This is a genomic window from Anaerosacchariphilus hominis, assembly GCF_014290175.1.
GTDB classification, from domain to species: Bacteria; Bacillota; Clostridia; order Lachnospirales; family Lachnospiraceae; genus Laedolimicola; species Laedolimicola hominis.
On sequence record NZ_JACOOR010000001.1, the window covers coordinates 211,654 to 237,159 of the forward strand.

22 protein-coding genes are annotated in these 25,506 nt (G+C 51.7%); 5 read left to right on the forward strand and 17 right to left on the reverse strand.

The window, feature by feature from the left end:
• Window positions 1-11: 11 nt before the first annotated feature.
• Window positions 12-1,079, reverse strand: a complete 1,068-nt coding sequence (locus H8S44_RS01030) for a YqaJ viral recombinase family nuclease (RefSeq protein ID WP_050624129.1) — start codon at window positions 1,077-1,079, stop codon at window positions 12-14.
• A gap of 915 nt (window positions 1,080-1,994) precedes the next feature.
• Between H8S44_RS01030 and H8S44_RS01035 the strand changes: the two genes are divergently transcribed.
• A complete protein-coding gene (locus H8S44_RS01035) occupies window positions 1,995-2,195 on the forward strand; it encodes a hypothetical protein (RefSeq protein WP_003501914.1) in 201 nt (66 codons plus the stop codon).
• Between the two features lie 52 nt (window positions 2,196-2,247).
• On the forward strand, window positions 2,248-3,480 hold the full coding sequence (locus H8S44_RS01040; protein WP_186872898.1) for a site-specific integrase: 1,233 nt from the start codon (window positions 2,248-2,250) through the stop codon (window positions 3,478-3,480).
• A 127-nt stretch (window positions 3,481-3,607) separates the two neighbouring features.
• Here the strand turns inward: H8S44_RS01040 and lysS are convergent, their stop codons facing one another.
• The 13 genes from lysS to H8S44_RS01100 all read right to left on the reverse strand — a co-directional run bounded on the left by lysS (window position 3,608) and on the right by H8S44_RS01100 (window position 14,940).
• On the reverse strand, window positions 3,608-5,560 hold the full coding sequence (lysS, locus tag H8S44_RS01045) for a lysine--tRNA ligase (RefSeq protein ID WP_186872897.1): 1,953 nt from the start codon (window positions 5,558-5,560) through the stop codon (window positions 3,608-3,610).
• A gap of 24 nt (window positions 5,561-5,584) precedes the next feature.
• Entirely contained in the window at window positions 5,585-6,067 is a 483-nt protein-coding gene (gene greA / locus H8S44_RS01050) for a transcription elongation factor GreA (protein ID WP_158362491.1), read from the reverse strand.
• Between the two features lie 210 nt (window positions 6,068-6,277).
• On the reverse strand, window positions 6,278-7,234 hold the full coding sequence (gene dusB / locus H8S44_RS01055; protein WP_186872896.1) for a tRNA dihydrouridine synthase DusB: 957 nt from the start codon (window positions 7,232-7,234) through the stop codon (window positions 6,278-6,280).
• 43 nt (window positions 7,235-7,277) lie between these two features.
• Window positions 7,278-7,538, reverse strand: coding sequence for a hypothetical protein (locus tag H8S44_RS01060; RefSeq protein ID WP_186872895.1), 261 nt, complete (start codon window positions 7,536-7,538; stop codon window positions 7,278-7,280).
• On the reverse strand, window positions 7,531-8,313 hold the full coding sequence (locus H8S44_RS01065; protein ID WP_186872894.1) for a prolipoprotein diacylglyceryl transferase: 783 nt from the start codon (window positions 8,311-8,313) through the stop codon (window positions 7,531-7,533). The genes H8S44_RS01060 and H8S44_RS01065 overlap by 8 nt, the downstream gene beginning before the upstream one ends.
• Window positions 8,303-8,644 (reverse strand): DUF6145 family protein, encoded by a 342-nt coding sequence (locus H8S44_RS01070; protein WP_186872893.1) that lies wholly within the window; start codon window positions 8,642-8,644, stop codon window positions 8,303-8,305. Before H8S44_RS01070 ends, H8S44_RS01065 begins: the two co-directional genes overlap by 11 nt.
• A 37-nt stretch (window positions 8,645-8,681) precedes the next feature.
• Window positions 8,682-9,662 (reverse strand): biotin--[acetyl-CoA-carboxylase] ligase, encoded by a 981-nt coding sequence (locus H8S44_RS01075; protein WP_186873019.1) that lies wholly within the window; start codon window positions 9,660-9,662, stop codon window positions 8,682-8,684.
• Window positions 9,662-9,955 carry a hypothetical protein gene (locus tag H8S44_RS01080; protein WP_186872892.1) on the reverse strand — a complete coding sequence of 98 codons (294 nt, stop codon included), beginning with the start codon at window positions 9,953-9,955 and terminating at the stop codon, window positions 9,662-9,664. Before H8S44_RS01080 ends, H8S44_RS01075 begins: the two co-directional genes overlap by 1 nt.
• Before the next feature lie 3 nt (window positions 9,956-9,958).
• Window positions 9,959-10,948, reverse strand: coding sequence for an ornithine carbamoyltransferase (argF, locus tag H8S44_RS16260; RefSeq protein WP_186872891.1), 990 nt, complete (start codon window positions 10,946-10,948; stop codon window positions 9,959-9,961).
• A gap of 18 nt (window positions 10,949-10,966) precedes the next feature.
• Window positions 10,967-12,142, reverse strand: a complete 1,176-nt coding sequence (locus H8S44_RS16265; protein WP_186872890.1) for a patatin-like phospholipase family protein — start codon at window positions 12,140-12,142, stop codon at window positions 10,967-10,969.
• 99 nt (window positions 12,143-12,241) lie between these two features.
• The gene (locus H8S44_RS01090) at window positions 12,242-13,177 is read right to left on the reverse strand and encodes an SPFH domain-containing protein (protein ID WP_186872889.1); all 936 of its coding nucleotides are present in this window, start codon (window positions 13,175-13,177) and stop codon (window positions 12,242-12,244) included.
• A 2-nt stretch (window positions 13,178-13,179) separates the two neighbouring features.
• Complete coding sequence (locus tag H8S44_RS01095; protein ID WP_186872888.1) at window positions 13,180-13,620, reverse strand: NfeD family protein; 441 nt, start codon at window positions 13,618-13,620, stop codon at window positions 13,180-13,182.
• A gap of 300 nt (window positions 13,621-13,920) precedes the next feature.
• On the reverse strand, window positions 13,921-14,940 hold the full coding sequence (locus H8S44_RS01100) for a cell wall hydrolase (protein WP_186872887.1): 1,020 nt from the start codon (window positions 14,938-14,940) through the stop codon (window positions 13,921-13,923).
• Between the two features lie 393 nt (window positions 14,941-15,333).
• Here H8S44_RS01100 and H8S44_RS01105 point away from each other — a divergent pair, with 393 nt between their 5' ends.
• From H8S44_RS01105 to H8S44_RS01115, 3 genes are all read left to right on the forward strand, one after another.
• Window positions 15,334-17,967 (forward strand): cation-translocating P-type ATPase, encoded by a 2,634-nt coding sequence (locus H8S44_RS01105; RefSeq protein ID WP_186872886.1) that lies wholly within the window; start codon window positions 15,334-15,336, stop codon window positions 17,965-17,967.
• Window positions 17,954-19,102: an AI-2E family transporter gene (locus tag H8S44_RS01110; protein ID WP_186872885.1), complete on the forward strand. Its 1,149-nt coding sequence runs from the start codon at window positions 17,954-17,956 to the stop codon at window positions 19,100-19,102. Before H8S44_RS01105 ends, H8S44_RS01110 begins: the two co-directional genes overlap by 14 nt.
• Before the next feature lie 223 nt (window positions 19,103-19,325).
• On the forward strand, window positions 19,326-20,111 hold the full coding sequence (locus H8S44_RS01115) for a LytTR family DNA-binding domain-containing protein (protein ID WP_186872884.1): 786 nt from the start codon (window positions 19,326-19,328) through the stop codon (window positions 20,109-20,111).
• Window positions 20,112-20,169: 58 nt separating this feature from the next.
• On the opposite strand, the gene H8S44_RS01120 is transcribed toward H8S44_RS01115, so the two are convergent.
• From H8S44_RS01120 to H8S44_RS01130, 3 genes are all read right to left on the reverse strand, one after another.
• Window positions 20,170-20,955 (reverse strand): TrmH family RNA methyltransferase, encoded by a 786-nt coding sequence (locus H8S44_RS01120; protein WP_186872883.1) that lies wholly within the window; start codon window positions 20,953-20,955, stop codon window positions 20,170-20,172.
• 13 nt (window positions 20,956-20,968) lie between these two features.
• Window positions 20,969-21,949: a 6-phosphofructokinase gene (pfkA, locus tag H8S44_RS01125; RefSeq protein WP_186872882.1), complete on the reverse strand. Its 981-nt coding sequence runs from the start codon at window positions 21,947-21,949 to the stop codon at window positions 20,969-20,971.
• Window positions 21,950-22,021: 72 nt separating this feature from the next.
• On the reverse strand, window positions 22,022-25,504 hold the full coding sequence (locus tag H8S44_RS01130; RefSeq protein ID WP_186872881.1) for a DNA polymerase III subunit alpha: 3,483 nt from the start codon (window positions 25,502-25,504) through the stop codon (window positions 22,022-22,024).
• Window positions 25,505-25,506: the final 2 nt, after the last annotated feature.

The following is a 25,506-nucleotide window of genomic DNA, read 5'->3' on the forward strand; positions in this document are numbered from 1 at the left end:
TTTTCACCTCACTAAGCGGCCTCCATAATCGAGGCTCTAACACTGAACCGTCTGGATTCGGATACTGTAACAAACTGCTCGTAAATATCCGGATGCTCCAGTTTCAACCGAAGCAGGTTATCCTTGTCGATGATGGACTTGCGAACAGGGGTATAGGTAACCGTATAGTTCACTCCCTCCTGCTCACAGACTGCAGTGCAGCTGGTACCCATTTCCGCAATCAACAGCGCCTTCAGACGCTGAATATCCTTGTCGATTTCTTTGGAGTACACCTCTGCATTTTTCTTTTCATCCAGAAGCCGCAAATACTGCATGAGTTTTGCAGTCATATCCAGGTCGAGTGCAACGGCCGGGGCATTTTTATCTGCCGGGCCAAAGTGTTTGCGTGCGCTCTCAATAATCAAGGCCCCACTTTCTGTATAGGGCGGCGGCACATGGCGCTGCACATGGTTTTCCCAGAAATACTGCTCCAAAAAGACCATCTCAGCCTCATACTCGAAATCACGCTTGACCTCCCGGATAATAACTTCCTCCTCGTTGTTACCATACAGGCAGCAAAAGAAACATCGGTCAAGATCCGTTACTGCCATATAATGACGCCCCTGAGATTCATAGTAGACTGGAACAGTCTCCTTCCCATTCATCCACCAGTTATCTCTGGCATTATAGTTTGTGGTCTTGATCTCAAGGATCGCTGTGGTGCCATCCGGCAGTTCCACAAAGTAGTCCACATCAGCCAGCATCCAAGGATACTGTGGGTGCTGGAACATCTTTTTGATTTGGTAGACCCGATATCCGGTTTTCCGCTCGAATATCTTTGCTACCAGAGGCTCCAGCAAATGCCCCATTTCCATGGCAACCCAGTTGCCCTCATCATCTTCCACTGACGCTATGTTCAGTTTGTCGTAGTACAGATCCCTGGCTGTCCGGAATGGAGAAGTGCCAAAGATCGCCGATACATCGCTGCCGCCGATTCCACGGCGCCGGTAATCCAGCCAGTCTTCTTCTGAAAGATCTGCCGTTTCTACCAGCACCAGTGGTTCATGCCGCTTTCGTTCAGCACTATTGCTGCCAGACATATCAAATCCCCCTTCGTGATCTTCGGGGCAAAATAACTGCCCTCGCCATTGGTGCAACATTTCGGGGCCGGAGCGAAGATACTGCCTGTCTCTTCATCTTCCAGTCCGTGGAGTGTGCCGGCTTGACCCGCCGACCATTCTGCTTTCTTTTCTGCTTCACATTCATGTACATGACCTGCCTTTCTCAGTTTTGATTTATCCTTAAAGCCCTTTCAGGCTTACAGGCAATAAAAAAGCGAGAATGACAGACGGCATAAAGCCTGGCGTCCATAGTTGCCTATGAACCGATGTCATTCTCGCAATGGTGGGTAAATCCCGTAAAATAAAAAAAGCCAGCAATATACCGGCCTGAAAAGGCGCAGTGATACTACTGACACAAGTACAAAATTAACAGCGTGTGCAATGCAGTCATTACTCCGCAACACAAGCCCTAAAGCCTGTGTACCCTGACGGGCAACGCACAAAAATCAATTACATTGCAATTCTAACACAATATATAGTGATTGTCAATTCAAACATTCTATATATTGATTTTTGGATTTTCTTTAAATTTTCTTTCCTCTTTGCAGAAGTTCTTTCTTCCCCGCCTATTTATAGGATGTATCGGATCATTTGGTAATACCGGATGATCCCTACGCTCTTTTAGTACCTTGACAAGTTCATAACCTCTATGGGGAGTTATACAGGAATTCTGGACAGTGTGCGATGACCACAGAAGCGCGCCCATAATCGAAGTGCTGCACAGCAGCAGCCTGAAATACACGGCAGAACCGTTCTGGCGTAGGAAATGGCCCCATTAGAGTTCTTTTGTTATTTCAATACCTCCTGACCTCAAGACCGTTTTCATTGTTTTTGTTGAAAACCTTCTTCTACAAATCGTAAGGGATCATTGTAATCGAAAAAAGGAGGACGATTATGGAGAAAAGAAAACCGAATGACCTACCGCCGGAGCAGTGCTTGGCTGTTGATACCGATACCCTTTGCAAACTGTTGTGCTGTGGAAGGCACACTGCAGTACAGATTGGGGATCTTGCCAATGCACGCATTACCATGAACACCCGTGTCCTATGGAGTGTCCAGCGTATCAAAGAATATCTTTATGATATTTCCGGCTAAATAACCATGCCAGTAAGGCGCACTACACTTTTATAATCAGGAGGTACCAGTAATGGCAAAAGTGAGAAAAGACAACAAAGGACGAAATCTTCGGCCCGGAGAAACACAACGGGCAGATGGCAGCTATATGTATGTCTACAAATTAGGCACTAAAAAGAAATATCTTTACGACTCCGATCTCGCAAGTCTTCGTGTCAAAGAAAAGCAGATCAACAAAGATAAGGATGATGGCATCCGTACTCAGGAAGCCATGAAGCTTACCCTGAATGATATGTTCAAGGTCTACATGAATAACAACATCAAACTGAAGCCCTCTACCAGAGCAAATTATCTTTACCTGTGGGACTTCTATGTGAAAGAAGAGCCTTTCGCTAACATGCCTCTGCCACAAATCCACAGAAGTGATATTCTCGCGTTTTATACCAAACTGCTGAAACACGGCTTTGCTATCAACTCACTGGAGAGCATCAACACCATTGTTCACCCTACGCTTGAAATGGCCGTGGACGACGATTACATCCGCAAAAATCCCAGCAAGGGCATTTACCGCAAGCTCAAGACGGATGGCAGCGCTCCAAAGCCTAAACGGCGGATCGCACTCACAAAAACGCAACAGCAGAATTTCCTGCGTTTTATTGCCAAGTCCCCTACATACAGCCATTGGCTCCCCATCATGACTGTGCTCCTTGGAACAGGAATGCGTGTAGCAGAATGTACCGGCATTACCAAAAGCGATATTAACTTGAGCGAAAACACAATCTCGGTCAACCACAACTTAATCTACCGGGTCATTGACGGAAAAGCCGGATTTCACATTACCACTCCCAAAACTGAGAGCGGTACACGAATTATCCCTATCCTCTATCCAGAGGTGGCCGAGCAGCTTCGCCTCCAGATTGAAACCATCGACGCATTGTATCCAGATGATCAACTGGTGTTAGGAGGAGTTCATGGTTTTGTTTTCCGCAACCGAACCGGCTCATTCATGAGCGCCCACAATATCAATCGGGCGATTGAGAGAATCAGCGTAACTTACAACATGGAAGAAATGGATCAGGCTGAACTGGAAGACCGTGAGCCGGATCTGCTCCCTCATTTTAGTGTTCACAACTTGCGGCACACCTTCTGTACCCGGCTCTGCGAAAGCACCAACGATGTTAAATTCATTCAGCAAGTCATGGGGCATGCCGATTTCTCTACTACAATGGACATCTACACCCATATCACACAAGAGAATATGCAGGAGAAGGCAAAAAGCATTAGCGTGAACATGAAGCTAATGTAAAAAGAAAGGCGAATCTGCATTTATAAGCAGATCCGCCTTTCATATTGCTTCATCTGGTTTCGTAGGGTCTCGCGCAAAAGTTGTAGAAAAGTTGTAGTAACACGATTTTTTGTAGTAAATGACCTCTTTAGTACAGCTTTGCTCCTGCCGGAATACTGTCATCCAGCATCAAAAGATTTAAGCCTTCCCGTCCGTCATACTCGTACACTGCGGAAATCAGCATACCCTCGGAATCAATACCCATCATCTTTCTCGGCGGCAGGTTTGTGATTGCCACACAGGTCTTACCAACCAGCTCTTCCGGCTCGTAATATTCGTGAATACCGCTTAAAATGGTGCGTTTCCGGTCTGTTCCGTCATTCAGTGTGAATTTCAGGAGCTTCTTGGACTTCGGCACTGCCTCACAGGCTTCGATCTTAACCACTCTGAAATCAGACTTGCTGAATGTCTCAAAGTCTACATCATCTGCAAACAACGGCTCGATTTTCACCTTGGAAAGATCAATCTGTACGCTTGGCGCGGACACGGTTGCATCCTCTGCAGAACCATTTACCGCTGCTTTTTCGGCTTTGTTTTCAGCCTTCTTTGGATCCAGGGTCTTCATTGTCGGGAACAGCAGTACGTCGCGAATAGCTGCGGAGTCTGTCAGCAGCATACACATACGGTCGATACCGAAGCCGATTCCGCCTGTGGGCGGCATACCGATTTCCAGGGCGTTCAGGAAGTCCTCGTCTGTGGTGTTCGCCTCGTCGTCGCCCTGTGCCAGCAGCTCCTCCTGGGCCTTGAAACGCTCCCGCTGATCAATCGGGTCATTCAGCTCGGAGTAAGCATTCGCCATCTCCCAGCCGTTCATGAAGAACTCAAAACGCTCTACATAATCCGGGTTCTCCGGCTTCTTCTTGGTCAGCGGAGAAATCTCAATGGGGTGATCCATGACGAAGGTAGGCTGAAGCAGATGCTCCTCTACAAACTCCTCGAAGAACAGATTCAGGATATCGCCCTTCTTATGGCGCTCTTCGAACTCCACGTTGTGCTCCTTCGCTACGGCGCGGGCATCCTCCAGGGTATGAATCTCGTTCCAGTCTACGCCGGAATATTTCTTGACAGCATCTACCATGGTGATCCGCTCAAAGGGCTTGCCCAGATCCATCTCAATGCCATTGTATACAATCTTTGTGGTTCCCAGGACATCCTGAGCCACGGTACGGTACAGGTTCTCGGTCAGATCCATCATGCCGTGGTAATCGGTATATGCCTGATACAGCTCCATCAGAGTGAACTCCGGGTTGTGGCGGGTATCGCAGCCCTCGTTACGGAATACACGGCCGATCTCATATACACGTTCCAAACCGCCCACGATCAGACGCTTCAGGTACAGCTCCAGGGAAATACGAAGCTTGAAGTCCTCGTCCAACGCATTGGAATGTGTGATAAAGGGACGCGCTGCCGCGCCGCCTGCATTGGCTACCAGAAGGGGAGTCTCCACCTCCATGAAGCCCTGCCCGTCCAGATAGCGGCGAATGCTGCTGATAATTCTGGAACGCTTGATAAAGGTATCCTTCACATCGCTGTTCATGATCAGATCGGTGTAACGCTGGCGATAACGCACGTCTGTATTGGTCAGGCCATGGAACTTCTCCGGAAGAATCTGCAGACTCTTGCTGAGCAGTGTCACATTGGCCGCATGGATAGAGATCTCGCCGGTCTTGGTGCGGAACACTTCGCCGGTGATGCCGATGATATCGCCGATATCATATTTCTTGAAATCCTTATACTCTTCCTCGCCCACGTTGTCTCTGGCCACGTAGCACTGGATATTGCCCTTCAGATCCTGCACGTTGCAGAAGGAAGCCTTACCCATGACACGCTTGGACATCATACGTCCGGCGATGGTTACGGTCTTGCCCTCCAGAGCGTCAAAATCGTCCTTGACCTCCTGGCTGTGATGTGTCACGTCAAATTTGGTGATCTGGAACGGATCCTTTCCCCGCTCCTGCAGATCTGCCAGCTTCTCTCGGCGAACTTTTAAAAGCTGATTGATATCCTGCTCCTGTCCGTTCTGATTCTTCTGTTCTTCCATTCCTGTACTCCTCTCGTATGTCGATTACTTGGATCTCTGGATCTCAAGTACCTTGTATTCAATCTCTCCTGCCTGAGTCTCAACCTTGATGGTGTCGCCTACGCGCGCGCCGATCAGTGCCTTTCCTACCGGAGACTCGTTGGAAATCTTACCGTTCAGGCTGTTTGCCTCGGAGGAACCTACCAGCTTGAACTCCTCTTCCTCATCGTATTCCACGTCCAGAACCTTTACCACGCAGCCTACGCTGATCTTGTCCAGATCCACCTCGTCCTCTACGACCACCTCTGCGTTCTTCAGGATCTTCTCAATCTGCTCGATTCTGGCCTCGATATCACGCTGCTCGTCCTTGGCTGCGTCATACTCGGCGTTCTCGGACAGGTCGCCCTGTTCTCTTGCCTCTTTGATCTTCTGCGCGATCTCTTTTCTCTGAACTACCTTCAGATCCTGGAGCTCGTCCTCCAGCTTTTTCAGTCCCTCATAAGTCAGTAAGTTTTTCTTCTCGCTCATTTTTACATCCTTCCTGGTTTTGCGCCTGACCGCCTATGGCGGTATCTATTTCATTATATCTTATTCTGTCTCAATTATTCCTGCAGACATTCCGGAAAATGGTGGAATGCGACACTGCCCCGCTTTCAGAATGTCCACGATATTATACACTCTAACGCCCTTATTGTCAAATGTTTCACCGGTTTTTCCGTACTTTTCTTACCGCTTTCTTTACATCTCCCGTAAAAGGGCTTCCATCTCCTCCAGGCTCTCCACGCTGTTGATCCTTCCCCGAAGCTTTGCGGATCCGGGAAGGCCTGTGGTGTACCAGGAAATGTGTTTCCGCATTTCCCGGATGCCCGTGTAATCGCCCTTGTGTTCCACCTGCATACGGGCATGACGGAGCATCATGGCCTTAATCTCTTCCCTGGATGGCTTGTCGGGGAGCTTTCCGGTCTTCAGATATTCGGATACCCGATGAAAAATCCAGGGATTTCCTCTGGCCGCCCGGCCAATCATGACTCCGTCGCAACCGGTCGCGTCAAGTAAAGCTCTGACTTTTTCCGGACTGTCCACGTCCCCATTCCCGATGACGGGGATCGATACAGCCTCCTTCACCTGCCGGATGATCTCCCAGTCCGCTTTTCCCGAATAATACTGTTCCCGGGTCCGGCCATGGATTGCCACCGCCGCCGCGCCGCTGGCCTCAGCGATCTTCGCGATCTCCACCGCGTTCACATGGTCGTCGTCGAAGCCCTTCCGGAACTTCACAGTCAGAGGCTTTTTGATGGCCCGGGATACCTTCGTAATGATCTCCTCGATAAGCCTCGGGTTCTTCATGAGCGCCGACCCCTCGCCGTTTCCCACGATCTTCGGCACAGGGCAGCCCATGTTGATGTCCAGGATATCAAAGGGCCGTTCTTCGATCTGTGCGGCAATCTCCGCCATCAGATCCGGCTCCGACCCGAAGAGCTGCAGGGATACCGGCCGCTCCTGCTCTCTGGTCTCCATGAGCTTTTCCGTATTTTTATTATGGTAGGCAATGGCCTTTGCGCTGACCATTTCCATACATACCAGACCCGCCCCCTGCTCTCTGCAGAGCAGACGAAAAGGCAGGTCACTTACCCCTGCCATCGGCGCCAGTATGACCGGATTGGGAAGCTCCACGCTTCCTATCTTCAATGTCATAGCTTTCTTTCCTTTATTATCGTTTCTGTCTTTGTTTCTGTTCCTAACGCCGCTTCGGCTTCCGCCGGTTGGTCCGATAGGCCGCCTCCTGCTTCCGGGCCCGCCAGAAAAATACCACACTGGCTCCGAGACACAGCGCCACCGCCGCCAGCCACAAAACATAAATCACAGGAGTAAACGGCAGCTGCGCCACAGCGCTTTCCCCGGCGTATCTGCCCAGATACCAGTGCCAGTCCGCCGCAATAAGGCCCAGCAGCACGCCGAAATACAGACAGGTCTGGGCCCGCTTTTCTTCCTTACTCATCCTTCACCTCATCCGCTTTCGCCTGTTTTCTTCCGAATCCGAAGAAAAATACGGCGCCGAACAGAAACATAAAGATGGCGATAAACTGAGAGGTGGACAGCACGCCTACACTGCCCCGCTCCAGGTCACCCCGGAAATACTCCAGGATAAAGCGGCCCGCGCTGTACAGCATAAAGTACAGACCCGTCACCTGTCCGTCGCCCTTCTTCCACTTTTTCACAAACCAGAGCAGAATGGCAAAATGCAGAAAGTCCAGTCCGCTGGAAATGATCTGAGTGGGAATCAGCGGAACGCCGTTGGGCGCATAGGCCGAATTCTGAAATGTGATAGCAAAGGCGCCTCTGGTCTCCCGGCCATAGCAGCAGCCGGCCAGCAGACAGCCGATTCTTCCAAAGCCCTGGGCCAGGGCCACCGACGGCAGCGCCAGATCCAGATAGGCCAGCAGTTTCATTTTCCGGATCCTGCAGTAAACTACGATTCCCAGAAAGCCTCCGATCAGGGCTCCATAAATCACAAAGCCCTCCACCAGATCCCGGTAAAGCAGGGACGGATCCGCTATAATCTGCGGCAGCACCGTAATATAATACAGAATCTTTCCACCCAGAATACCGCCGATGACCGCTGAAAAGGTCAGTCCGAAAATCTTCTCATCCTCCAGTCCCAGCTTCCGCGCCCGGTACTCCGCCAGACAGTAGGCGGAAAAGATACCGATGGCGATCATCAGGCCGTAGCCATATACAGTAAAGGGTCCTATTTTCAAAAGTTCATTGTGCATGTTCTGTCTCTCCATTCAAAAAGAATACCTTGTAAAACAGTTCCATGGAAGCCAGCAGCTCTTCCTTTTCCTTCTGCAGTTCCTTAATGCGCAGCTCGCTGCCGATCTCATCAAAAAAGAAATCATTTTCCTGACTGGATACCCTGAAATACAGGGAGCCGTCCTCCTCAAACTCCAACAGGAGAATGCCGCCCACCTCCGTCACAAAAAGAACGCACATTACCTTCAGTTCATCTTTGATGGCCGATGGCAATGCCGCAAATTCCGGATTAAAAAAATACTTTTCCTCATAGGAATTGGCTCCGCAAAGCACCTTATTTTCCTGACTCATGTGTCCTCCCGGCCGGTTCTGCGTCCCGCGCTCTATCCTATACATAACCGTATATTCCCCGCACCGACACCTCTCCGGCATAAATTTCTTCTACATGTCCGTCCTCGCAGCGAACCTGCAGCTCTCCGTAGCGGTTGATGCCAAGGGCTGTCCCCGTGTACTCATGCCCCGGCTCCAGTACCCGCACTTCCCGCCCCGTATTCACCAGCAGACGATCATAGTCCTTCTTTAGCAGGCTCAGATCCTCCGTCTGTTCAAAAAGCCCGTAATAGGTTTCAAAATACTTCATACACAGAGCGATCAACTCTGCCCGCTGGAAACTGTGTCCCGCGGCCTGTCGCAGTGAAATGGCCTGGCTCAGCTCCGCCGGGAACTCCCGGGTATTCACATTGATCCCGGTACCGATCACCACATAATGGATGCAGTCCAGCTCCGCACTCATCTCGGTCAGGGTTCCGGCCGCCTTTTTCCCGTTTATAACCAGATCATTGGGCCACTTCAAACCCGCCATGTTTCCTTCCATAAGCTCGTTACAGGCATCGGCCACCGCCATTCCCATAACCAGTGTCAGCATGGAGGCATGCTCCGGCCGGATGGCAGGCCGCAGCATCAGGCTCATATAGATAGCCTCTCCCGGCGGCGAATCCCAGGCCCGGCCCCGGCGGCCCCGGCCCTTCGTCTGCTGATCGGCGCATACCAACGTCCCGTGGGGCGCTCCCTCTTCGGCCAGATACTTGGCCTGAAGATTCGTGGAGTCCGTATCCTCGAAGCAGACCAGATTCTGTCCCATTTCCCGGGTGTGAAGCCAACTCCGGATCTCCGCCTCGGTCATGGCGTCCGGCGACGCCAGAAGGCTGTACCCCTTATTCTGTACGCTGTCTATCTCGTATCCTTCTTCCCGCAGCTTTGTCACGGCCTTCCAGACCGCAGTCCGGGATACGGCCAGGGTTTCGCAAAGCTCCTGGCCTGACACATAGCCCTCCCGTTCCCGCAAAGCCGTCAGTATCTTTTCCTTTATCATAAAAACCACATCCAGATAATATTGAAGATCATGGCCACCGCCATCACTCCCGCGAATACGGAACAGAGATAGCCTGTGATCTTCTTATTCTTTGCCAGCTCCATGATTCCGGTCACCGCACTCATGACGGCTCCCAGAAAAAAGACCAGCGGTATCAGCGCCCCTTCCTTTCCTCCAAAGAGAATCAGCAGCGCCAGAATCAGAACCGCACAGGCCAGAACCATGGAGATCATTTTCCAGTAATAATAAGGATCCCGGCTCAACCTGCCCGTCTTTTTTCGCATGCTCATGCGTTATGCCCCCAGTGTGGCTGCCATTACAGCCTTGATGGTGTGCATACGGTTCTCCGCCTCGTCGAATACTACGGACTGGGCGGACTCGAATACCTCGTCAGTACACTCCATCTCTGTGATACCGAACTTCTCCTGAATCTGCTTGCCGATCTTGGTCTTCAGATCGTGGAATGCCGGCAGACAGTGGGTGAAGATAGCCTGGGGCCCCGCATTGTCCATGACCTTTTTATTGACCTGATAGGGCATCAGCTCGCGGATACGGCTTTCCCATACCTCGTCGGGCTCTCCCATGGATACCCACACGTCCGTGTAAATCACGTCAGCGTCTTTTGTTCCGCTCATCACGTCCTCGGTGAGCGTAATCGTCGCGCCTGTCTCCTTCGCCACGCCTTCACAGTAAGCTACCAGTTCCGCGTTGGGGAAATAGCTCTTGGGCGCGCAGGCTGTGAAGTGCATACCCATCTTCGCACAGGCGATCATCAGGGAATTACCCATGTTATAGCGGGCATCGCCCATATATACCAGCTTTACGCCCTTCAGGTGACCCAGGTGTTCCTTTACCGTCAACAGAGTCGCCAGCATCTGGGTAGGATGATACTCGTTGGTCAGTCCGTTCCAGACCGGCACATCGGAATACTTGGCCAATTCCTCCACGATCTCCTGACCGAACCCCCGGTACTCGATGCCGTCAAACATACGACTCAGGACTCTGGCCGTATCGGCGATGCTCTCCTTCTTTCCGATCTGGGAGCCTGAAGGATCCAGATAGGTGGTTCCCATTCCCATATCGTGGGCCGCCACTTCGAAAGCGCAGCGGGTACGGGTGCTTGTCTTTTCAAAGATCAGCGCCACATTTTTCCCGCGCATATTCCTCTCTACGATGCCTGCTTTCTTTCTGGCCTTCAGATCCGCGGCCAGCTCCACCAGATACTCGATCTCCTCCGGTGTAAAGTCCTTCAGTGTCAGAAAATCCCGTCCTTTTAAATTCATTCTTTTGTCCTCCTCAGCCTAACGATTTAAAATCAGGCGACCGTACTCCGGCATGGAATCCGGCATTCCTTTTTCCTCCGCTCTTTTTTCCGCTTCTGCCAGCAATGATTCCGGCGTACAGATCCAGTATCGGGGAACCTTCAGCGCCCGTGCCGTCTGCTCCAACATCTTCAGGTACAGCTCCCGGTAGCTCCATTCTCTGGGAAGCTTCAGCTTCTCCGCCAGCAACGGCAGTAATCTCTCCACATAGGCCCGCAGCTCCTGTCCCCCCGGACACTCTACCCGCGCCCGCTCCAGAAGCTCCCGCTGAAGCTCCGGCTTAACCTGAACCAATTTGTTTAAATAATAGCACTCCTCCCCGGTTTGTTCAATATAATATATTTCTCCCTCCAGCCCGTAGATGGCCTTCATGGTGTCGAAATATCCCATCCGCAGATTCCGGCGACTCTTTTTGCTGTCGAACTGCAAGACGCTTCCCAGGCTCACCTTGGGGCCGATCTCCAGAATCGTCACATCCTCGGGAATCTCCACCCGCTTCTCGATACCCACTCCGTAGATACGCAACAGAATCAGATCCCGATATCCCTGCTCCAGCAGTACGTTCATGGGCAGTACATTGGTGGTGCCACCGTCCACGTAGGTCTTGCCATGGAGCTTCTCATTCTTGAACACGGGCAGGTAGGAGCTTGCCAGAAGCATGTCCTTCATCTGTCCGTCCGGTACGGACTTCATATCCACATCCATCTCTTTCCAGTCCGTCAGGGAAAAGGTGCAGGAATAAAAATCCACCGGACTCTTCCGTATGGCCTCCTCGTCGATATTCTCTTCTATCAGATGCCGCAGGGGCGTAATATCCATGCCGCCCTCGCCCAGGGTTCTGAAGATATCCTTCAGAGTCTCCCGCAGAAACTCCGGCGTCATCCGCGCCTTGTCAAACAGGCTCTGCATCCGCTCGTCGTTCACGTCCATGACCTGGGAATATTCGATATTCTTCCAGAGGTTCTCCGCCCGTTCCAGATCCCCCATGCAAATCAGTGCTCCGTTCAGGGCCCCCACGGAGGTTCCGGCCACGCCCCGGATCTTCACGCCCGCTTCCTTCAGTGCCTTCCAGGCTCCGATCTGCCAGGCTCCCTTGGCTCCTCCGCCCTCCAGCACCAGTCCGTATTCCTTTGTGGTATCAATCACCGGTTTCATACTTTTTCAGCCTCCTTCCGGTTCTTTCCGCCATAACAGAAACAGGCTGCGGGCGCAAGTCTTCCCTGTGCCGCAGCCCTGTCTTCTCTTTTGTGTGTCCTAGCTCTCTTTTGCCACTTCCGTAACAGCCTTTACCATACCGGCCAGTCCCTGAATGTCTGAGGGAATGATGATCTTGGTAGCCTGTCCGTCTGCCGCCTTGGCAAATGCCTCCAGGCTCTTCAGCTGCAGAACCGCGCTGTCCGCGGATGCCTCCTTCAGCATCTTCAGACCGTCTGCATTTGCCTGCTGCACCTTCAGAATCGCCTGTGCCTGACCTTCTGCCTCGCGGATGGTCGCTTCCTTCTTCGCCTCTGCCCGAAGGATGGCAGCCTGTTTCTCCGCCTCCGCGTCCAGAATTGCGGATTCCTTCTGTCCTTCTGCCACCAGAATGGTGGACTTTTTCTCACCTTCCGCACGAAGGATAGCCTCACGGCGCTCACGCTCTGCTTTCATCTGCTTCTCCATGGCATCCTGGATAGCCGCCGGAGGAATGATGTTCTTCAGCTCCACACGGTTTACCTTGATGCCCCAGGGATCGGTGGCGATATCCAGAGACGCGCGCATCTTGGTATTGATGACCTCGCGGGAGGTCAGGGTCTGATCCAGCTCCAGGTCTCCGATGATATTACGAAGGGTGGTGGCTGTCAGGTTCTCGATCGCCATGATCGGATTCTCCACACCGTAAGCGAACAGCTTTGGATCGGTAATCTGGAAAAATACGACGGTGTCGATTCTCATGGTTACGTTATCCTTGGTAATAACGGGCTGGGGAGCGAAGTCTACCACCTGTTCCTTTAAGGTCACACGCTTTGCCACCCGATCGATAAAGGGTGCCTTGAAATGAATACCTACGCCCCAGGTTCCCATATACGCGCCCAGGCGCTCGATAACCAGTGCCTGCGCCTGCGGTACGATCTTAATACAGGAAGCAATCACCATTAAGATAAAAATAACCAGTATCAGTACTAATACAGTTCCAAAAATAGCCGGCATAATCAGCCCTCCTCTTTCTTCTTCACAATCAGTTTCACGCCTTCTACCCTGACGATCTCCACCTGGGTGTCCTTCGGAATCGTCTCTTCTTCCCGTTCAGCCCGGGCCGTCCAGGTGAGGCCGTTCACAAAGACCTGTCCGCGTCCTTCCAGATTGTGAATGTCAGCGGTAACCACCGCTGTTTTCCCAATCAGACTGTCCACATTCGTCTTCTCCCGTTTCTGGCTGCTGAAATACCGCAGCGCCCAGGGACGGGTGGCGAACAGCAGAATCAGTGATCCCGCGCAGAACGCTGCCCACTGCAGTACAGGCGAAACATGCAGCATTGAAAGTATAAATGCCATCAGCGCGCCGCCCGCAAACCAGATCGTCGTCAGACCCAGGGTAATAATCTCTATCACCACCAGCACGATGATCAATATCAGCCAATACATGGCGCTCATACGCCTTACACTCTCCTTTCGCGCCTGCTCTTTCGCTCCGCCGGACAGCTTTCCATGCCCTCCCATCGGACCGAACAGGCAATATTATGAATCTTAGGCTAATGATACTATAGTTTTCAGGGAATTACAAGTAAACTTTCTATTACGTTTTGTAGCTGTGTTGCACACCGATGTAAAATAGAATCCTGCTCTGCAGGATTCTCCGCCTGCGGCGGGTCGCTTTAGCGACATCATTCCATAAAAAGGAGCGGCCGCCTGCGCGTCCGCTCCTTCTGTTTTCTCCGACTTCTATGTGTTCCATTAATAAAATACATGATTTCCGATCACGATGTGATCACCGCTCACCGGAGAAGCCGCGTTCTTGAAATGAGTGAAGTTTCCCACTGTAGTGTAGCCGTCGATGGCTTCCTGGGCCGCCTGTCTGCAGCTGGCCTTCGGGTTACTTAAATATCTTCCGATGGTGCCATTGCTGACTACACCAAACTGCCCCGGCGCATAGATGGCCGCCAAGATACTGCCATAACGTCCGCTGCGCACACGGTTCATGACCACCGCGCCTACGGCCACCTGGCCTTCATAGGGCTGGTTTCCGGCCTCTGCCTGAATCAGAGCTGCCAGAAGCGTTACCTCGTCGCCATTTGCCTGCATGGCGGTGAGCTGCTGTTTCAGCTTCTCCCGCTTCTCCTCTGCCTCTTTCCTCTCGATCTCTTCCATGGTCATGGCCTCACCCAGCTCATAGTTCACATCCACGAACTCCGCCGATACATAGCCTGTCTTATCCTCTGCGTACTGTACCTGTACCCACTCGTCACCCTGCTCGATAACGTCCAGCTTCGCGCCCTCTTCCACATTCTTCAGAATTTTTGCCTCAGTACTGGCCTCGAAACGGATCCGCAGGCCCCCGGTCAGGGATGTGGCGATCAGAGACGCTGCTTCCTGGGATGCTTCATATGCGTCCCGGCCAAAGAAGAGGTAATCATCATTCACATAACCCTCTACATTTCCGGACTTTACCAAGGTCCATCCGTCCTCTGTGTGCTCCAGCACCTCTCCCCCGTCTCCCTTAAACATCCGGCCGACGGCCTTGGAATCCGCATTGGGCTCCTGGCGCACAGTCACGTAGTCTTCCACGTTGGCGAGAACTCTGTCTTCCCACTCAGTCTCTATCTTCAGTGCCTCAAAATCTTCGCTTGTCAGGTCCTCCATAACGGACTCGATACCGGCAGATGTATCCACATCCAGATTCTCAAAGCCGCAGGCCAGAACCCAGACGCATACCAGTGAAAAAAGCAACGGTATCTTTTTGCTGATTGCGTTCATAAAAACCTCCTGTAAGTCTTAATTGCACCAGCGACTTTTTTAATATTTTATGTCACTTGTTACAATTATTATTACAAATATTACATTTTTGTTACGTCAGGTATTGTAGCAGAGAAATCCTCTTTTGTCAAGTTTTCCGGGCTTTCGGGCGCTTTGGCGAAAAATGAAATAAAAATCTTGACAGAAACAACAGCGATGGTATATAGTTTTCTTAAATAAAAGGGAGTAACTTACGCTTGCGAATCTGCGTTTGTGGCGTCGTCAATACGGTGAAAGCATCCGGTGTCACAAGAAAACAGTGAGACTTTTATTGCATATTTATTGTGCAATAAAGGTCTCTTTTTTTATACAAAAATTCCTGTTGGCAATACTTAGGAAAAAGGAGAAAATCATATGAAACAAATTTATCAGCAAACGCCGGAAGAGGTTCTGAAACATGTGAACAGCAGAGAATCCGGACTTACCGGCGAAGAAGTAAAAAGAGCCAGAGAAGCCTGCGGCTGGAATGAACTTGCGGAAGGAAAAAAGAAAAGCATCCCACAGATTTTCTTTGAACAGTATCGGGATTTTCTGGTGCTTATCCTGATTGCGTCGGCAATCATATCCGGTGTGCTCGGAGACATGGAAAGCGCGCTCGTTATCCTGATCGTTATCACAATTAACGCAATTTTAGGAACTGTTCAGACCATAAAGGCAGAACAATCCCTGCAAAGTCTGAAGACGCTTGCCGGCCCGGAAGCCAAAGTATTGCGCGACAGCACAGTCGTTCAGCTTCCGGCAAGGGAGCTGGTCATCGGGGATATCATCCTGCTTGAGGCAGGCGATATGATTCCGGCAGACGGAAGATTAATCGAGAACGCCAGTCTGAAGATTGACGAAAGCGCTCTCACCGGAGAAAGCCTCGCTGTAGAAAAAAGCCTGGATACTCTTTCCGCAGAGGTTTCCCTTGGCGATCGAACCAATATGCTGTTCTCCGGAAGCTTTGTGACCTATGGCCGCGGCAGGGCAGTTGTGACTGCCATCGGAATGCAGACCGAGGTCGGGAAGATTGCCGGACTTTTGAAATCCACTTCTGAAAAGCAGACGCCTCTCCAGGTAAATCTGGAGGCCTTCGGAAAGAAGCTTTCCATCTTAATTCTGCTTTTCTGCGGAATCTTATTTGCCCTCAGCGTGTTCCGGGGTGAACAACCCGGCAACGCCTTTCTGTTTGCCGTAGCGCTTGCGGTCGCTGCAATTCCGGAGGCCTTAAGCTCCATCGTCACCATAGTTCTTTCCTTTGGAACGCAGAAAATGGCGAAGGAACACGCTATCATTCGCAAGCTTCAGGCGGTGGAAGGTCTTGGAAGTGTCTCCATTATCTGTTCAGATAAAACAGGAACGCTTACCCAAAACAAGATGACCGTAGAGGATTATTATATAGATGAAAAACGGGTTCCCGCATCTGCCATTGATACAATGGATCCGGCGCAGCGATATCTTCTGGACTGCAGTATTTTATGCAATGATTCAACCAATGAAAACGGAGTCGAAATCGGAGATCCCACAGAGACCGCTCTGATTAATCTGGGAAGCCGCTGCGGAATTCATGCCGCGGAAGTAAGAAGCACCTATCCCAGGAACGGAGAGCTTCCCTTTGACAGTGAGCGTAAAATGATGTCAACCCTTCATAAGATAGACGGTGAGAACCGACTGATTGTAAAAGGCGCGGTAGACTGTCTCCTTGAACGGACGGAACAAATCTGGACCAAAGCGGGCGTCCGGGACATGACAGCGGACGATAAAGAGAAAATCCAAAAACAGAATCAGGAATTTTCCATGGAAGGACTCCGCGTGCTTGCCTTTACCTACCGGCCCCTTCCGGAAGAACATCTCTTAACTGCCGAAGATGAAAATCATCTGATCTTCCTGGGTCTCATCGCTATGATGGATCCGCCAAGAGAAGAATCGAAGGCAGCGGTTGCCGAATGTATCAGAGCCGGAATCCGGCCGGTTATGATTACCGGGGATCATAAGATAACAGCGGCGGCAATCGCGAAAAGAATCGGCATTTTACAGGACTTATCTGAAGCCTGCGAGGGAGCGGACATTGAACATTTAAGCGATGAGGAGCTAAAAGCGCTGGTTCCGAATATTTCGGTGTACGCAAGAGTATCCCCGGAGCATAAGATCCGTATTGTCCGCGCATGGCAGGAAAGAGGTATGATTGTCGCAATGACCGGCGACGGCGTCAATGACGCCCCCGCGCTGAAGCAGGCAGACATTGGCGTTGCTATGGGAATCACCGGAACAGAGGTTGCCAAGGATGCCGCTGCGATGGTGCTTACCGATGATAACTTCGCAACGATTGTAAAGGCGGTGGAAAATGGCCGTAACGTCTATCGGAATATTAAGTACGCAATCCAGTTTCTGTTATCCGGAAACTTCGGAGCAATCCTGACGGTTCTTTGCGCGTCGATAGCAGGCTTTCCGGTTCCGTTTGCACCGGTACATCTGCTGTTTATCAATCTTCTGACAGACAGCCTTCCGGCGATTGCCCTGGGCGTAGAGCCCCATAGCAGCGAGGTCATGAATGAAAAGCCGCGCGCTGCGGGTGAATCGATTCTGACAAAAGATTTTCTCAGCAAAATCGGCCTGGAGGGCTTGATCATCGGTATCATGACGATGGTGGGATTTCTGTCCGGATATCATCAGAACGGCGCGCTGCTTGGAAGCACATACGCATTCGGAACCCTTTGCCTGTCGCGCCTGTTCCACGGCTTTAACTGCAAATCCGATCACCCGGTTCTCTTTACCAGCCGCTTCTTTCACAATACATGGCTGCTGGGGGCCTTTGCCCTGGGCGCAGTGCTTATAACAGCCGTACTGACCCTTCCCGGCCTTCATCTGCTGTTTAAGGTGGAATCCCTGAATCTGGTACAGCTTGGCCAGGTGTACCTGTATGCAGTTACCAGTCTTCTGCTCATTCAGGCGCTGAAATGGATCCGCACGATATCAAAAAAGAATGGAGAAAACAATGGATCTAAATAACTTATCCATGAAAAAAATTCGCGAACTCATCGTATTTACCGCATTCCTTGTCATTGCGCTGTGGAAATTCGATATCGTGATCGATGTAATAAAAACCATCTGGGATATCCTGTCTCCCTTTGCGCTGGGAGGCGCCATCGCCTTTGTCATCAATGTCCCCATGAGCTTCTTAGAAAAGAAGCTCTTTGGAAAAGCAAAGGAAAAAGGAACGAAGACCGCCGAAAAATTCGCGCGGCCCATAAGCCTGCTTCTCACCCTTATCGGGATCGTCGGCCTCCTTATCCTCGTGATGTTTGGAGTCATTCCCCAGCTTACCAGGACCATCGGAACTCTAATCACAAACATCACTGCTTTTATTCCTCAGATGCAAGCCTGGATCCTGGAATTTTCACACAATAACCAGGAAATCATGCAGCTGGTAAACCAGATCCGGTTTGACCCGGACCAGGCTGTCAAATGGGGAATGGGCCTTCTGGGAAAAGGAACCGGAAATGTGATGAACACAACCATACTGGCTGTCGGCTCCATCGTCAACGGTATCACGACCTTTTTTATCGCGTTTTCTTTTGCCTGTTATATTCTGTTTCAGAAAGAAAAATTGCGTATCCAGGTAAGGAAAGTCTTTTTTGCCTTTCTCCCAAAAGAAAAAGCCGAGGCTTCCCTTCGAATCTGTTCCCTGACTTATCGGACTTTTGCAAATTTTCTTACCGGACAGTGTCTGGAAGCAGTGATTCTCGGAAGTATGTTTCTTCTTACCTTAATTATTTTAAAAATGCCCTATGCGCTTTTAATCGGAATCCTGATTGCGTTTACCGCTTTGATTCCCATTTTCGGCGCATTCATAGGCTGTGCAACGGCAGCCTTTCTCATTTTCATGGTAAGTCCCAGGCAGGCTGTTTTGTTTATTCTTGTATTTCTGATCCTTCAACAGTTGGAGGGAAATCTGATTTATCCTCATGTGGTCGGCAGCTCTGTCGGGCTGCCCTCCATCTGGGTGCTTGCGGCTGTGACAATTGGCGGAAATCTGATGGGAATCGCAGGAATGCTTGTCTTTATCCCACTGACCTCCGTTTTGTACACCCTTTTCCGGGAGTACGTATATCTGCGCCTGAAAAAGCGAAACATAAACTGGTAACTCCGGGACTTTCCACCCGTTGGAGCGCACCCATGGCGCGCAAACGAAAGACGGCTGCCCCTGCGCGGGACAGCCGTCTTTCGGAGAATATAAGAGCACCGCTCTCATCAAGTGTTATTCATTAATATATTGTCTCTTGGTGAAAAATACAATATAATAATCTTATATCACTTGTTTTTCGGAAAATATCACTTGTATCAAATTTGCCGCAAGGAGGCCTTTCATGAATATATCCAAGGTGGCCGAACATACCGCCTATATCATCACAGAATACTATCAGAACAACATTACGCCCTTCCTGGAAGCCTTTCATGAGGACGCCCTCTGGATCGGCCCTGCCCAGAAGCAGATACTCCGCACCAGAAAAGCCATTCTGGAAGCCTTTGCCCAGGAAAATCATGAGCTTCGGTTTTGTCTCCACGATCTGACCATTCTTCCGCTGACCGTAGGAAGCCGTCAGGTCTGCGAAATCATGGTCTTTTTCCGGGTGGACACCATCTGGCCCGACGGAAGCTCCAACCAGGTCCATCAGCGGGTCCAATTTACCTGGTGCATGGAAAATAACGCCCCCCGTATCCGGATCTGTTATATTTCCAACAGTATCGCCTATGATGACCGGGATACCATCTACCCCATACATTTCCAGGAGACTTTCCCCACCATGATCCTGGCAGGAGAACAACGTTCTCTCAGGATGTCCTTTCACTGCGCTGACCACTCCCTGGTTTATCTGCGGCCGTCCAATCTTCTTTACGCGGAGACCCACTCCCATCACACGATTCTCCATACGCTGGAGCGCAATATCGAGGTCACAGACGCCCTTTCTGATATCGAAAAACGGCTGCCGGACCACTTTCTGCGCTGCCATCAGAGCTATGTGGTAAATCTGAGTTACATCACCCGGATCCGCCGCTTTGAGCTGGAGCTCACAGACGGAACCATACTTCCTGTGCCGGAGAAGAAGTATACAACCCTGAAATCAGCTTTATCCAATATTCAGGCCTCATAATTAGATTATAAAACAGTAGGAGACGGGTTCCGCAGAACTCGTCTCTTTTTAGACTCTTCTATCGTCTCTGTCGATATGCCTCATACATCAGAATAGCCGAAGCCACGCCCGCGTTCAGGGACTCAAGCTTCCCTTCCATAGGAATCCGGATCAGCGTGTCCGCCTGTTCCGTCAGCTCATCAGTCAGGCCGTTGCCCTCATTTCCGATGAGGAAGGCCGTACCGTCCCGGTAATTCTCCTGATCGTAGAAATTCACACCCTTCAGGTGGGCCGCATAGGAACGGATTCCATGGGCTTTCAGAAGCTCCACCGTCTCACAGAGGTTCTCTGTATACAGGGTCGGAACCCGGTACACGGAACCCATGGTAGAACGGATGGTCTTGGGATTATAGAGATCCACGCAGCCCTTACTTAAGATGACACCGGTGACTCCCGCGCCCTCCGCGGTTCTTAAGATCGTTCCCAGATTCCCTGGATCCTGCAGATTTTCCAGGAGCAGCAGCAACGGTTTTTCCCTCTTCAGAAGCTCTGAAAGGTCGCTGGCCTGCTGCCGCACGATGCAGAGTACGCCCTGGGGCGTCTGGGTATCGCTGGCTGCCTTGAAGATGTGATCCTGTATTATCTCATACTCCAGTCCCTCTGCCTGAATCTGCTTTGTCAGCATCTCCTTATGTTTCTCAAAGAAAGTCTCCGAAAAATATGCCTTTTCAATGCGCTCTTTCGGCGCCTCCCAAAACATTTTCGGCCCTTCCACCACAAAGACGCCCCGCTCGTCCCGGAGCTTTCTCTTTTTATTCAACTGAACCAGCAGTTTTACCTGCTGGTTCGCCGTACTTGTAATCATATCCTGTAAACTCCTAACAGTGCTTGGACAGATCCTTCGCCACCTGATACTGATACGGGTCGATACCCTTTACCATGGCAAGGGCCTCGTCGATATCGAAATCCTGGAACCGGCCGTGCTGGTATCCCACTACCCGGTTAGTCTTGCCGTCGCAGAGCAGGTCTGCCGCCATGGCTCCCATCATGGATGCGTATACACGATCCTTGCAGGTAGGACTTCCGCCTCGCTGCATGTGGCCCAGAATGGTGGCCCTGGTCTCAATGCCGGTGGCTGCCTCAATCCGTCGGGCCATACTGGTGGAATGTCCCACGCCCTCGGCATTTACGATGATATGATGCTTCTTGCCCCGCTTTCGGTTGGCAATGATATTGTTAATGATCTTCTGCTCATCGTAGTCGTAGTTCTCCGGAAGCAGAATGTCCTCCGCTCCATTGGCGATACCACACCACAGGGCAATGTATCCTGCGTTCCGGCCCATGACCTCGATGATACTGCAGCGCTCATGGGAGGTGGATGTATCACGCACCTTATCAATGGCTTCCATAGCCGTATTTACAGCAGTGTCAAAGCCGATGGTGTACTCGGTACAGGAGATATCCAGGTCGATGGTTCCCGGCACTCCGATGGTATTGATACCCAGGGCCGCCAGCTTCTGGGCTCCCCGGAAGGAACCGTCTCCGCCGATGACCACGATACCGTCAATACCGTGCTTTCTGCAGATCTCCGCGCCCCTCTTCTGTCCTTCCTCGGTCATGAATTCCTTGCAGCGGGAGGTGAACAGCATGGTGCCGCCCCGCTCGATGGTATTGGACACATCATTTGCAGACAGATCGATAATCTCTTCATCCAGAAGTCCCGTATAGCCCTTCAGAATTCCCTTTACCTGCTTGCCGTTTACCAAAGCCTTCCGTACCACGGCCCGCACAGCCGCATTCATTCCCGGCGCGTCTCCGCCGCTTGTCAGTACTCCGATGGTTTTGATCTCTTTTGCCATGATGATTCCTCCTCGTGTCTGTCCGGTTTTCTGCTCCGGGCACCTTTCTGTAATCCTGATTTAGTTACGATTCTACTTCATTCGACTGATATTTTCAATACGTTTCTCCACAACTTTTACATTTCCTTTACCGAAGCTTTGCTCCACCTTTGCCACCAGATCCGGGTCCGCGTTCACATTTTTTCCGGCTGGCAGACGCTTCACACGCTTCTCCGCCGCCGCGTAGAGTACCACCGGATCCCTGCCGTCGCTGTCTGCCAGCATATTCAGAAGTTCCGGCTCCCGGGCCAGGCAGGACGCCTGATCGGGAAACTGGATCCACAGCTCCCTCTTTCCCGCGTCAAAGGGAATGATCCGGTCACAGATCAGCTTGGCCGCCCGGTCGTCTCCTGCGTCCACGTGGCCGCTGATGAAGATCTTGGCATCCTCCGTAAGGCTCTGAGAATTCTTCTCGTATACGTTGGGGAACACCACCACCTCCACGGTTCCCAGCAGATCCTCTATCTGAAGGAATGCCATGACCTTGTTATTCTTCGTATATTTGATAGTCTTTCCGGTAATCATGCCGCCCACGACCACCGGCTGGCCATCGTAGACCTTGCTGTTTCCGGTCTCCTCATCCAGTTGGAAATCCGTAGTCACCGCCGTGATGTTTTTCTTCCAGCGGTCCTCGTATTCCTCCAGAGGATGGCCGCTGACATAGACGCCCAGCACCTCTTTTTCAAAGGAAAGCAGAAGCTCCTTGGAATACTCCTCCACGTCCGGCAGCTTGGCCCGGAAGCTGGCCTTTTCCTCCTCGCCCACCAGGTCGAACAGGGAAAGCTGGCCGGTCATCATGGTCTTCTGGCTCTGGGCCACGCTGTCCATGATGCCTGCATAGGCCAGAATAAACTGCTGCCGATTGCCGCCCAGGCTGTCCATGGCTCCGGCTTTGATCAGATTCTCCACCGCCCGCTTGTTCACATCCTTGCCGCCCATACGTTCGATGAAGTCTGTCAGGCTCTTGAACTGTCCGCCCAGTCTGCGCTCCTCAATAATGGCATCCACCACCGGACGGCCGATGCTCTTAATGGCACAGAGCGCAAAGCGGATGGCGCCGTCGGATACGGAAAACCGGGCCTCTCCCTCGTTGATATCCGGAGGCAGGATGTCGATGCCCATCTGTCTGCAGGTCAGGATGTACTCGGATACCTTGCCCGAATTATCAATGACCGAGGTCATCAGCGCTGCCATGAATTCCACCGGATAATAGTATTTCAGCCAGGCCGTCTGATAGGCCACCACCGCGTAAGCCGCCGCGTGGGACTTGTTAAAGGCGTACTTGGCAAAATCAATCATTTCATCATAGATCTTCTGGGCTGTCTGCTCGGGAATGCCATTAGCAATACAGCCGGGCACGCCCTCCTCCGGGTTTCCGAAGACGAAATTCTGACGCTCCTTCTCCATCACCGCCGCCTTTTTCTTGGACATGGCGCGGCGCACCAGATCGCTTCGTCCCAGAGTATAGCCGGCCAGCTTCTGCACGATCTGCATAACCTGCTCCTGGTAAACGATACAGCCGTAGGTGGGCTTCAGGATCTCCTCCAGCTGGGAGCAGTCGTAGGTGATGCTCTCCGGGTGATCCTTGCCCTTGATATACTGGGGAATGAAATCCATGGGGCCCGGGCGGTACAGGGAGATACCAGCGATGACGTCCTCCATGCTCTTTGGCTTCAGCTCCTTCATGAATCCCTTCATGCCGCTGCTTTCCAGCTGGAACACGCCGTCAGTCTTGCCGGTTCCCAGGGAAGCATAGACCGCCGGGTCGTCATAATTGATTTTATCGATGTCGATAGTCTGTCCGATCCGCTCGGACGCCATACGGGCCGCGTCCTGGATCACCGTCAGGGTACGCAGTCCCAGGAAATCCATCTTCAGCAGGCCCAGCTCCTCCAGGGTCGTCATGACAAACTGAGTAGTAATGGAGCCGTCAGAAGCCCGGGACAGGGGCACATATTCGTCCACGGCTTTCTGACTGATGACGACGCCCGCCGCGTGCATAGAGGTGTGTCTGGGAAGTCCCTCCAGACGCATGGACATATCGATCAGCTCCTGAACCTGGGGGTCGTTTTCGTAGCTTTTCCGGAGCTCCGGATTCATTTTCAGGGCCTTTTCCAGAGTGATATTCAGCTCCTGTGGCACCATCTTCGCAATGGAATCCACGAAATTATAGGGCAGATCCATGACACGGCCCACATCCCGGATGACACCCCGGGCAGCCATAGTACCGAAAGTGACGATCTGCACCACCCGGTCCTTGCCGTATTTCCGTACCACGTAGTCAATGACTTCCTGGCGCCGCTCGAAGCAGAAATCCACGTCGATATCGGGCATGGACACACGCTCCGGGTTCAGGAAACGCTCGAACAGGAGCTGGTAGCGCATGGGGTCGATGTTCGTAATCCCCATGGTATAGGAAACAATGCTTCCGGCCGCGGATCCACGTCCCGGTCCCACTGCGATTCCATGCTCCCTGGCATAATGGATAAAGTCCCAGACAATCAGGAAATAATCCACGTAGCCCATATTTTTGATCACGCCCAGCTCATAGGTCAGACGATCCCGCATGGTACCGTCATCGTCCGGGTAGCGTTCTGCCAGTCCGTCAAAGCAGAGCTTATTCAGATATTCCCAGGAGGTATAGCCCTCCGGCACATCGTATTTGGGAAGCTTGGTAACGCCGAATTCAATCTCCACATTACAGCGCTTCGCGATTTTCCCTGTATTTTCCAGCGCCTCTTTCGCATAGGGGAACAGAGCCTCCATCTCTTCAGGGGACTTCACGTAATACTGGCCGCCCTCGTAGCGCATACGGTCCTCGTCCGCCAGCTTCTTGCCGGTCTGGATACAGAGGAGGATATCATGGGGCTTCACGTCCTGAGCATAGGTATAATGACAGTCGTTGGTAGCCACCAGCGGGATATCCAGTTCCTGGCTCATACGCAGCAGCGCCTGATTGACGGTCTTCTGTTCCGGAATGCCGTGATCCTGCAGCTCCAGGAAATAATTTCCTTTTCCGAAGACTGTTTCATATTTTAAAGCAGACTTTTTCGCTTCTTCATAGAGTCCCTTCTGGATATACCGGGGCACCTCGCCCGCCAGGCAGGCGGACAGGGCGATGATTCCCTCGTGGAACTCCTGCAATACCTCCATGTCCACACGGGGCTTATAATAGAAGCCCTCCACGTAGCCCCGGGACACGATTTTCATAAGATTGGCGTAGCCCTGATTGTTTTCAGCCAGCAGTACCAGATGGTAATAGCGGTCGTCGCCGCCGGTGGTCTCCTTGTCGAAACGGGAGTTGGGGGCCACATAGACCTCGCAGCCGAGAATCGGCTTGATGCCCTCCGCCCGGGCCGCCCGGTAGAAATCGATGACGCCAAACATGGCTCCGTGGTCTGTGATGGCCGCCGCAGTCATGCCCAGCTCCTTTACCCGGGCCACATATTCTTTTATCTTATTGGACCCATCCAGAAGGCTGTATTCTGTATGGGTGTGCAAATGTACAAATGACATGA